The organism is Carboxydocella sporoproducens DSM 16521, assembly GCF_900167165.1.
Classification (GTDB): domain Bacteria; phylum Bacillota.
Map to the genome: position 1 here is coordinate 1 of NZ_FUXM01000056.1, position 11468 is coordinate 11468.

Annotated in this window: 7 protein-coding genes; all 7 read left to right on the forward strand. The window is 51.0% G+C overall.

From position 1 onward, the window contains the following. Nucleotides 1–278: 278 nt before the first annotated feature. Nucleotides 279–3677 carry a DNA-directed RNA polymerase subunit beta gene (gene rpoB, locus B5D20_RS12890; protein WP_078666619.1) on the forward strand — a complete coding sequence of 1133 codons (3399 nt, stop codon included), beginning with the start codon at nucleotides 279–281 and terminating at the stop codon, nucleotides 3675–3677. A 17-nt stretch (nucleotides 3678–3694) separates the two neighbouring features. Then, complete coding sequence (rpoC, locus tag B5D20_RS12895) at nucleotides 3695–7141, forward strand: DNA-directed RNA polymerase subunit beta' (protein ID WP_078666620.1); 3447 nt, start codon at nucleotides 3695–3697, stop codon at nucleotides 7139–7141. A 48-nt stretch (nucleotides 7142–7189) separates the two neighbouring features. After that, the gene (locus B5D20_RS12900) at nucleotides 7190–7438 is read left to right on the forward strand and encodes a L7Ae/L30e/S12e/Gadd45 family ribosomal protein (protein ID WP_078666621.1); all 249 of its coding nucleotides are present in this window, start codon (nucleotides 7190–7192) and stop codon (nucleotides 7436–7438) included. Between the two features lie 98 nt (nucleotides 7439–7536). Next, entirely contained in the window at nucleotides 7537–7917 is a 381-nt protein-coding gene (gene rpsL / locus B5D20_RS12905; RefSeq protein WP_078666622.1) for a 30S ribosomal protein S12, read from the forward strand. Nucleotides 7918–7973: 56 nt separating this feature from the next. Next, nucleotides 7974–8447 carry a 30S ribosomal protein S7 gene (gene rpsG / locus B5D20_RS12910; protein ID WP_078666623.1) on the forward strand — a complete coding sequence of 158 codons (474 nt, stop codon included), beginning with the start codon at nucleotides 7974–7976 and terminating at the stop codon, nucleotides 8445–8447. Between the two features lie 45 nt (nucleotides 8448–8492). Further along, on the forward strand, nucleotides 8493–10568 hold the full coding sequence (fusA, locus tag B5D20_RS12915) for an elongation factor G (RefSeq protein WP_078666624.1): 2076 nt from the start codon (nucleotides 8493–8495) through the stop codon (nucleotides 10566–10568). Nucleotides 10569–10662: 94 nt separating this feature from the next. Next, nucleotides 10663–11468 (forward strand): elongation factor Tu (locus tag B5D20_RS12920; protein WP_078666625.1); only part of this gene is annotated, 806 nt, incomplete at its 3' end.

The window sequence follows — 11468 nt, forward strand, 5'->3', positions numbered from 1 at the left end:
CAGGCCGGATGATTAAGAAGTCATTTTAGGGCTAGTGGGATTAGTGCGCCCTTTTTTAGGATTTAAAAAAAGAGAGATACCGTTATCCTTGCTAAACAACTGAATGATAATGTTTAAAAAAATTTATTTATAATATTTTTAGCAATTTTCATTCTGAAAAAGGGTACATCGCAAAAAGCATTTGTAATTATTTTCTTGACGAAGGAAAGGATGAATGCTATAATTAAAAAATGCCATGCTATAAGTATGCGAAAAAATAGCGAGAGGTGAGGTTCTGCATGTTCTATCCGGTCAAGGTCGGAAAACGGGAACGCTGGAGTTATGCGCGGATTCAAGAGGTGTTGGACATGCCCAACCTGATTGAAATCCAGCAGAACTCCTATAAATGGTTCCTGGACGAGGGCCTGCGTGAACTGTTCCGCGATATTTCGCCCATCGAGGATTTTACCGGCAACCTCTCCCTGGAGTTTGTTGACTATAATCTGGGGGAGCCCAAGTACTCGGTGGAAGAGAGTAAGGAACGGGATGTTACATACTCGGCGCCTCTGAAAGTAAAGGTACGGTTGATCAACAAGGAAACCGGGGAAATTAAGGAACAGGAAGTATTTATGGCTGAGTTCCCGCTGATGACAGAAAAGGGAACATTTATTATCAATGGGGCAGAGCGGGTAATCGTCAGCCAGCTGGTTCGTTCTCCCGGGGTTTATTTTTCCAAACAAATGGACCCCAGCGGCAAGGATGTCTTTGGGGCAACCATTATTCCAAACCGAGGTGCCTGGCTGGAATTTGAAACAGATCTAAATGACAACCTGTTTGTGCGGATAGACCGGACCCGCAAACTGCCAGCGACTGTTCTGGTACGGGCGCTGGGCTGGGGGACCAATGCCAGGGTCCTGGAGCTGTTTGATGATGACGCTCGCATCAGAATGACTTTGGAGCGGGATAATGCTGATTCGGAAGATGAGGCCCTGATTGAAATTTATAAACGGTTGCGACCCGGTGAACCGCCGACGGTAGAAAGTGCCAGAACCTTACTCAACTCTTTGTTTTTTGACCCCAAACGCTATGATCTGGCCCATGTAGGCCGTTATAAACTCAATAAAAAACTGGGACTGGATATTGCCAAAGATGTCCGTCACCTGACCAAAGAAGATATTATAGCTACCATGAAACGGTTGCTGAAAATGATGGATGGAGAAGGTGAAGGTGACGATATCGACCATCTGGGCAACAGGCGTTTGCGCTCGGTTGGTGAGTTGTTGCAAAACCAGTTCAGGATTGGTTTGGCCCGTATGGAGCGGGTTATACGGGAGCGCATGACTATTCAGGATGTGGAGGGGGTAACACCTCAAATCCTGATCAATACCCGTCCGGTTTCAGCTGCCATTAAAGAATTTTTTGGCAGCAGCCAGCTGTCCCAGTTTATGGATCAGACCAATCCGCTGGCTGAGCTAACCCACAAACGGCGCTTGTCAGCTCTAGGACCTGGTGGCTTGAGCCGGGAACGAGCCGGTTTCGAAGTCCGGGACGTTCACCATTCTCACTATGGGCGGATGTGTCCGATTGAGACCCCTGAAGGTCCCAACATCGGTTTGATCGGGTCACTATCCACTTATGCCCGTATCAACGAATATGGCTTTATTGAAACTCCTTATCGCAAGGTGGATAAGGAGCGGGGCGTTGTTACCGATGAAATCGTATACCTAACGGCTGATGAAGAGGATAAATATTATATCGCCCAGGCCAATCTGCCGGTGGATGAAAATGGGAAGATTCTGGTCAATAAGGCCAATGTCCGGCATGGTCATGATATTATCATGGTTCCGGTGGAAAAAATCGATTTGATGGATGTTTCACCCAAACAGGTTGTTTCTATTGCTACGGCGTTGATTCCCTTCCTGGAGAACGATGATGCTAACCGGGCTCTAATGGGTTCCAACATGCAGCGGCAGGCAGTGCCATTGCTGCGCACTGATGCACCCTATGTGGGTACCGGTATGGAATACAAGGCGGCTCTGGATAGTGGAGTAGTTATCGTTGCCCGCAATAGCGGGGTGGTACAACGGGTAACAGCCAATGAAATCATCGTTAAGTCTGATGAGGGTACTGTAGATGTATATAAACTGACCAAGTTTACCCGTTCCAACCAGGGGACCTGTATTAACCAGAAGCCCATTGTCAAAAAAGGGCAACGGGTTGAAAAAGGGGAAATCATCGCTGATGGGCCTTCGACCGACCAGGGCGAACTGGCACTGGGGCGCAATGTGCTAGTTGCCTTTATGCCCTGGGAGGGTTATAACTACGAGGACGCCATTTTGATCAGCGAGAAACTGGTCAAGGAAGATTACTTTACATCTATCCATATCGAGGAATACGAATGTGAAGCCCGGGATACCAAGCTGGGTCCGGAAGAAATCACCCGTGATATCCCCAATGTCGGGGATGATGTTCTGAAAGACCTGGATGAAAACGGAATTATCCGGGTGGGTGCTGAGGTTCGGCCCGGCGATATCCTGGTGGGTAAGGTTACCCCGAAAGGTGAAACGGAGCTGACTGCGGAAGAAAGGTTGTTGCGCGCTATCTTCGGTGAAAAGGCCCGGGAAGTAAGGGATACTTCTCTACGTGTACCCCATGGTGAGGCCGGCAAAATCGTGGATGTAAAGGTGTTCTCTCGCGATAAAGGGGATGAACTGCCTCCTGGTGTAAACATGCTGGTGCGGGTTTTTATCGCCCAGAAGCGGAAAATTTCCGTTGGTGACAAGATGGCCGGTCGCCACGGGAACAAAGGGGTTATTTCCAAAATCCTGCCCGAAGAAGATATGCCCTTTTTACCGGACGGTACACCGGTGGAAATCGTGCTCAACCCTCTGGGTGTGCCGAGCCGGATGAATATCGGTCAGGTGCTGGAGACTCACCTGGGTTGGGCTGCCAAAACCCTGGGCATCCGGGTTGCTACCCCTGTATTTGATGGGGCCAAGGAGAATGATGTTTTCAAGACCCTGGAGGCCGCTGGTCTGCCGGCTAATGGCAAGACTATCCTTTATGATGGTCGTACCGGTGAGCCTTTTGATAACCCGGTAACTGTGGGTTACATGTACATGCTAAAACTGGCGCACCTGGTTGATGACAAGATCCACGCGCGTTCTACCGGCCCTTACTCTCTGGTTACCCAGCAGCCTCTGGGTGGTAAGGCTCAATTTGGTGGACAGCGTTTTGGTGAGATGGAGGTATGGGCCCTGGAGGCTTATGGTGCTGCCTATACACTGCAGGAAATCCTCACCGTTAAGTCTGACGATGTGGTGGGTCGGGTAAAGACCTATGAAGCCATTGTCAAAGGCGAAAATGTGCCAGAACCCGGTGTACCAGAGTCCTTCAAAGTATTGATTAAGGAACTGCAGAGCCTGGGTCTGGATGTGAAGGTCCTGTCAGAAAACGATGAGGAAATTGAAATCGGTGAATTTGAAGATGATACTACCGACCAGGCCAAGGAACTGGGTCTGAGTGCTGTCCTGCCCGAGGCACCTGTAAAACCAGGTGATGATGAATACAATGAGGAAGATAATTATAGCGAGGATATGGATGAAGACAGCATCGACTTTGAGAGCCTGGAAGAACTGGAAAAAATAGCAGATATGGATACTGTCCTGGATGATGGCGATTACTTTGATGAAGAATAGGGAAGGGAGCGAGGCCCTTGTTGGACGTCAATAACTTCGACCGCATGCGCATTGGGCTGGCTTCGCCCGATCAGATTCGGGCCTGGTCCAGCGGTGAAGTAAAGAAGCCCGAGACCATCAACTACCGCACCTTGAAACCGGAACGGGATGGGCTGTTTTGTGAGCGGATTTTTGGTCCTACCCGGGACTGGGAGTGCCATTGTGGCCGGTACAAAAGGGTGCGTTATAAAGGTGTAGTTTGCGAGCGCTGTGGCGTGGAAGTTACCAGAGCCAAAGTGCGCCGGGAACGGATGGGCCATATTGAACTGGCGGCTCCCGTTTCCCATATCTGGTATTTTAAGGGCATCCCCAGCCGTATGGGGCTGATACTCGATATGTCGCCCCGTTCCCTGGAGAAAGTCCTCTACTTTGCCAATTATGTAGTCATCGACCCCGGTGATACTCCGCTGATGAAAAAACAACTGCTTACAGAGGGAGAGTATCGGGAATACAAAGAAAAATATGGTGATGACTTTAAAGCCGGTATGGGGGCAGAGGCCATCAAAGAATTGTTGATGGAATTGGACCTGGATGAGCTGGCAGCTGAACTAAGACGGGAAATTCAGGAAAGCACCGGACAGCGGCGAGTGCGGGCCATTCGCCGTTTGGAAGTAGTGGAGGCTTTCCGCAAGTCCGGGAACAGACCGGAATGGATGATTCTGGATGTACTGCCGGTTATTCCGCCGGAACTGCGTCCGATGGTCCAGCTGGATGGTGGTCGTTTTGCCACATCAGACCTGAATGATCTCTATCGCCGGGTAATTAACCGCAATAACCGGCTCAAGCGCCTGCTGGAGCTGGGGGCTCCGGATATAATTGTACGCAATGAAAAACGCATGTTGCAGGAGGCAGTAGATGCTCTAATCGATAATGGCCGTCGGGGCCGACCGGTTACTGGCCCGGGCAACCGGCCGCTGAAATCCCTCAGTGATATGCTGAAGGGGAAACAGGGGCGCTTCCGCCAGAACCTGTTGGGTAAACGGGTAGACTATTCCGGCCGTTCTGTTATCGTTGTCGGCCCGGAATTGAAGTTGCACCAGTGTGGGTTGCCGAAAGAAATGGCTCTAGAGCTCTTTAAGCCCTTTGTGATGAAGGAACTGGTCGCCAAAGGGCTGGCCCATAATATCAAAAGTGCCAAAAGGATGGTAGAACGGGTTAACCCGCAGGTTTGGGATGTCCTGGAAGAGGTGATCAAGGAGCATCCCGTCCTGCTTAACCGGGCTCCTACCTTGCACCGTCTGGGAATTCAGGCTTTTGAGCCGGTTCTGGTTGAAGGGCGGGCCATCAAGATCCATCCTATGGTCTGTACTGCCTACAATGCTGACTTTGATGGGGACCAGATGGCTGTTCACGTTCCCCTCTCGGCAGAGGCCCAGGCAGAAGCTCGTTTGCTGATGCTGTCTGCCCATAATATCCTCAACCCCAAGGATGGACGGCCGGTAGCAGCTCCCACCCAGGACATGGTATTAGGGGCCTATTACCTGACCATTGAAAAAGAAGGGGCTTATGGGGAAGGCCGCTATTTCCGCGATCCCAATGAAGCCATTATGGCCTATGAAACCGGTCGGTGCGAATTACAGGCTAAAATCAAGGTGCGTTACAAAGGCGAAATGCTGGAAACCACTATTGGTCGTCTGATTTTCAATGAAGTTATTCCTGATGAGCTGGGGTATTACAACAAGCTGATGGATAAAAAGGCCCTGGCCCAGCTGGTAGACCGTTGTTATCGTAAACTGGGTTACAGTAAGACTGCCGAGCTGCTGGATGGTATGAAAAAACTGGGTTATCGTTACGCCAACCAGGCGGGGATAACCATTGGTATTGCTGATATCACAGTTCCGCCTAAGAAAAAAATCTTGCTGGAAGAGGCGGATAAACAGGTAGAAAAAATTGAGACCCAGTTCAGACGCGGATTGATTTCCGAAGAGGAGCGCTACAATCAGGTAATCGCTATCTGGGATAAGGTTACCAAAGAGGTAACCAATGCCTTGATGGAACACCTGGACCGCTTCAATCCCGTTTACATGATGGCTACCTCAGGTGCTCGGGGTAATATCCAGCAGATCCGGCAGCTGGCCGGTATGCGGGGCTTGATGGCTGACCCTTCCGGGCGAATTATCGACTTGCCAATTAAGGCTAACTTCCGGGAAGGTCTGTCAGTGCTGGAGTTCTTCATCTCTACTCACGGGGCCCGGAAAGGTCTGGCTGACACGGCATTGAGAACGGCTGACTCCGGTTACCTCACCCGCCGTCTGGTGGATGTGGCTCAGGACGTGATAGTACGGGAAGAAGATTGCGGTACAACCGCCGGGATTACCGTGGAAGCAATTACCGACGGGCGGGAAGTCATTGAGAACTTGAAGGACCGGATTGCTGGCCGCATTGCAGCGACAGATATAGTTCATCCCGAGACTGGGGAAGTTCTGGTCCGGGCTAACGAAGAAATTGATGACGATACCGCCGATCGGATCATCGAGGCAGGAATTACCAAAGTCAAGATTCGTTCAATACTGACCTGTAAAACCCGTTATGGTGTATGTAAAAAATGTTATGGCCGCAACCTGGCGACCGGTCATATGGTGGACATCGGGGAAGCGGTGGGTATTATTGCTGCCCAGTCCATCGGCGAACCTGGTACCCAGCTGACGATGCGGACCTTCCACACCGGTGGTGTTGCAGGTGAGGACATTACCCAGGGTTTGCCCCGGGTAGAAGAATTGTTTGAAGCTCGTAGACCTAAAGGGCAAGCGATAATTGCCGAAGTAGCAGGGATAGTAAAAATCACTGAACCCAAGGCCAATCGCCGGGAGATCGAGATCCTGGCCGATAATCCGGTGGACAGTCGCGTCTATTCCGTGCCTTTTGGGGCCCGCCTAAAGGTGCGGAACGGCGATCGGGTTGAGCCCGGGCAGCCGCTGACTGAAGGTTCCATCAATCCGCATGATATCCTGAGGGTTGTTGGTTTAGAGGGAGTACAAACCTACCTGGTCAGCGAGGTACAGCGGGTTTACCGGATGCAGGGTGTGGATATTAATGACAAGCACATCGAAGTAATGGTACGGCAGATGCTGCGGAAAGTGAAAATTGAAGACCCGGGCGATACCGAACTCTTGCCGGGTGCAGCAGTAGATATCTTTGATTTTGAAGATGAAAATGCAAGAGTACTGGCAGCTGGCGGCACCCCTGCTACCGCCAAACCGGTATTGCTGGGTATCACCAAAGCATCGCTGGCTACCGAGTCCTTCCTGTCAGCAGCATCCTTCCAGGAAACCACCCGGGTGCTGACAGAGGCAGCAATCAAGGGTAAGACTGACCCGCTGCTGGGCTTGAAGGAAAACGTAATTATAGGTAAGCTGGTGCCGGCTGGTACAGGCATGTCCAGATACAGGAATATAAAGATTAAAGAGGTTGACAGTAATTCATGAGCGTGATATATTATTAAAGTGTCTGGATTTATAAGGAGGAGCCTGCTTATGCCATTGGGAGAGTTGCAAACTGCCAGGCGCAAGGCCATCGGCACCAAGCAGACTATCAAGGCGGTGGAGCGGGGCCAGGCGACGAAAGTCTTTGTGGCCCAGGATGCGGAAAACCATGTGATAGCTCCCCTGCTGCAGTTGTGCCAGGCTAAAGGTATAACTGTGGTGAATGTGCCGAGTATGCGCGAATTGGGTAAAGCTTGCGGTATTGAAGTAGGCAGTGCTTCTGCTGCGATTCTACTTTAATCGGGAGAAGGGCTAACTTGATCACAAGGCCCTTTGCTCGAAAGAGTTGAGGGCCTTCCATTTTTCTGTTAGATGTTTTCCGGGAAGGAGGTGTACACATGCCGACAATTAGCCAGTTGATTCGCAAAGGGCGGAAAGCAGTAGCTGAAAAGTCTTCAGCACCTGCTCTGAAAGAGTGTCCGCAAAAAAGAGGGGTCTGCACCAGGGTTTACACTACCACTCCGAAAAAGCCCAACTCCGCCCTGCGGAAAGTAGCTCGGGTACGCCTGACCAACGGTGTAGAGGTAACCTCCTATATCGGCGGTATCGGCCATAACCTGCAGGAACACTCTGTGGTGCTGGTACGCGGTGGCCGGGTTAAAGACCTGCCCGGTGTCAGATATCACATTGTGCGGGGTGCCTTGGACTGCGCTGGTGTGCAGAACCGTTTGCAAGGTCGCTCCAAGTATGGTACAAAACGGCCTAAGGCCAAGAAGTAGTAATCAGGTTTAAGCTGACGATAAATTACCAATACTAGTGGAAAGGAGGGGAATACATGCCAAGAAGAGGCAGTGTGCCCAAAAGGGATGTGTTGCCAGATCCCGTTTACCACAGCAAGGTTGTAACCAAGTTGATCAATAAAATCATGCTGGATGGCAAGAAAGGCGTGGCTGAAAAAATCGCCTATGGCGCTTTTGATATAATCAGAGCCAAAACCGGCAAGGATCCGCTGGAAGTCTTTGATCAAGCCATGAAAAATGTGATGCCGGTGCTGGAAGTTAAGGCCCGCCGGGTTGGTGGTGCTAACTATCAGGTACCGGTTGAGGTGCGTCCGGAGCGGCGTCAGACTCTGGGCCTGCGCTGGCTGGTCGATTTTGCTCGGAAGCGCGGTGATAAGCGCACTATGGTGGAAAAACTGGCTGCCGAAATCATGGATGCGGCCAATAATGTCGGCGGTGCAGTCAAGAAAAAAGAAGACACTCACAAGATGGCAGAAGCCAACCGGGCCTTTGCTCACTACCGGTGGTAATTACCCCGGTAGGAGCTCCATCTTTGGTGGAAAGGGGGAAAAACAGTGCCGCGTAAGTTTCCTTTGGATAAAACCCGAAACATCGGGATTATGGCCCACATTGACGCGGGTAAAACCACCACCACCGAGCGGATTTTGTTCTATACCGGTCGGGTGCACAAGATAGGTGAGGTCCATGATGGTGCTGCCACTATGGACTGGATGGTGCAGGAACAGGAGCGGGGTATTACCATTACCTCTGCTGCTACCACCTGCGAATGGAAAGGGCATAGAATTAACATTATCGACACGCCTGGGCACGTGGATTTTACCGTAGAGGTTGAACGCTCCCTGCGTGTTCTGGATGGTGCTGTAGCTGTTTTCTGTTCCGTTGGCGGTGTTGAACCTCAGTCAGAAACAGTGTGGCGTCAGGCTGATAAATACGGTGTTCCCCGGATCGCATTTGTTAACAAAATGGACCGGATTGGGGCTGACTTCTTTAATGTAGTCAAGCAAATCAAGGATCGTCTGGGAGCTAACCCTGTGCCCATCCAGGTCCCCATCGGTGCCGAAGATCAATTCCAGGGCGTAGTTGACCTGGTAACCGGTAAGGCTATCATCTACACTGATGACCTGGGTACTCAGTCGGCTGTAACCGATGTTCCTGCTGATATGGTTGACCTGGTGGCAGAATACCGGGAAAAGCTGATTGAAGCCGTGGCCGAAACCGATGAAGAGTTGATGATGAAGTACCTGGACGGGGAAGAATTGACTGTAGAGGAAATCAAAAAGGCTCTGCGGGCTGCTTGTTGTAGCGTTAAACTGATTCCTGTTCTGTGCGGTTCTGCTTTCAAAAACAAGGGTGTACAGCCCATGCTGGATGCAGTAGTGGACTACCTGCCGTCTCCGCTGGATATCGCAGCTGTGAAAGGGATCAACCCTGATACCGGTGAAGAAGATATTCGCCGCGTAGATGACAATGAGTCCTTCTCCGCTCTTGCCTTCAAGATTATGGCTGACCCTTATGTGGGTAAGCTGGCCTTCTTCCGGGTTTATTCCGGTCATCTGCCCGCCGGTTCCTATGTTCTGAACTCCACCAAGGGCAAAAAGGAACGGATAGGCCGAATTTTGCAGATGCATGCCAACCACCGGGAGGAAATCTCTGAAGTCTGGACCGGTGATATCGCTGCTGCTGTTGGTTTAAAGGATACCACTACCGGTGACACTCTCTGTGACGAGAAAAAGCCGATAGTCTTGGAATCCATGCAATTCCCGGATCCGGTTATCTCCGTAGCGATTGAGCCCAAAACCAAGGCAGACCAGGAAAAGATGGGCACCGCTCTGCAGCGTCTGGCTGAAGAGGATCCGACCTTCCGGATGCATACTGACCCGGAAACCGGTCAGACTATTATCTCGGGTATGGGTGAATTGCATCTGGAGATCATCGTTGACCGTCTGGTGCGGGAGTTCAAGGTAGAGGCCAATGTTGGTCGTCCTCAGGTTGCTTACAAGGAAACCATTCGCAAGTCTGTTAAGGCTGAAGGTAAGTTTGTCCGGCAATCCGGTGGTCGCGGTCAATACGGTCACTGCTGGGTTGAGTTTGAGCCTCTCGAGCCGGGTAAAGGTTACGAATTCGTTAACAAGATTGTCGGTGGTGTCATTCCCAAGGAATATATCCCGGCCATTGATGCTGGTATCCGAGAAGCCATGGAAAACGGTATTTTAGCCGGCTATCCCGCTATCGACATTCGTGCTACTGTCTACGACGGTTCTTATCATGATGTGGACTCTTCAGAAATGGCCTTTAAGATTGCTGGTTCCATGGCCTTTAAGGCCGGAGCTCCCAAGGCAGATCCGGTGATCCTGGAGCCCATCATGAAGGTAGAGGTAGTCGTTCCAGAAGAATATATGGGTGATGTAATCGGTGACATAAACAGCCGTCGTGGTCGGATTGAAGGCATGGAACCCAGAGGGAATGCTCAGGTTATCCGGGGCTTTGTACCGCTGGCCGAAATGTTTGGTTATGCTACCGACCTGCGGTCCAGAACACAAGGGCGCGGAACCTACGTAATGCAATTCTCGCACTACGAGGAAGTACCACGCAACATCGCCGAACAGATCATTGCCAAACGGCAAGGCTAAGGTTCCTTATAGTTGTGGTGACAGCTTGTGGGGGCCAGATGGCCCCCCTTGCTTATATTTGAGGAAATACATAGTAGATAGGAGGAAAGATTAAATGGCTAAAGCTAAATTCGAACGGACAAAGCCCCACGTAAACGTTGGTACTATCGGCCACGTAGACCATGGTAAGACCACTACTACTGCTGCTATCACTGTAGTACTGGCTACCCAGGGTAAAGCTGAAGTTAAGAAATACGATGAAATCGACGCTGCTCCTGAAGAAAGGGAAAGAGGTATTACCATCAATACTGCCCACGTTGAATATGAAACTGACCAGCGTCACTATGCTCACGTGGACTGTCCTGGTCACGCTGACTATGTTAAGAACATGATCACCGGTGCTGCCCAGATGGACGGTGCTATCCTGGTTGTATCCGCTGCAGATGGTCCTATGCCTCAGACCCGGGAACACATCCTGCTGGCCCGTCAGGTAGGTGTGCCTCACATCGTAGTCTGGCTGAACAAGGCTGACATGGTAGATGATCCCGAGCTGCTGGAACTGGTTGAAATGGAAGTGCGGGAGCTGCTGAATGAATACGAGTTCCCTGGCGATGACATTCCTGTTGTTGTCGGTTCCGGCCTCAAGGCGCTGGAGTGCGGCTGCGGCTCCCGGGATTGCCAGTGGTGCGGCAAGATCTGGGAACTGATGGATGCTGTTGACAGCTACATCCCCACTCCTGAGCGGGATATCGATAAGCCCTTCCTGATGCCGGTTGAAGACGTGTTCACCATTACCGGTCGGGGTACTGTTGCTACCGGTCGGGTTGAACGCGGTACTATTAAGGTTGGTGACGAAGTAGAAATCGTCGGTCTGAGAGAAGAAACCAAGAAGACCGTTGTAACCGGTGTGGAAATGTTCCG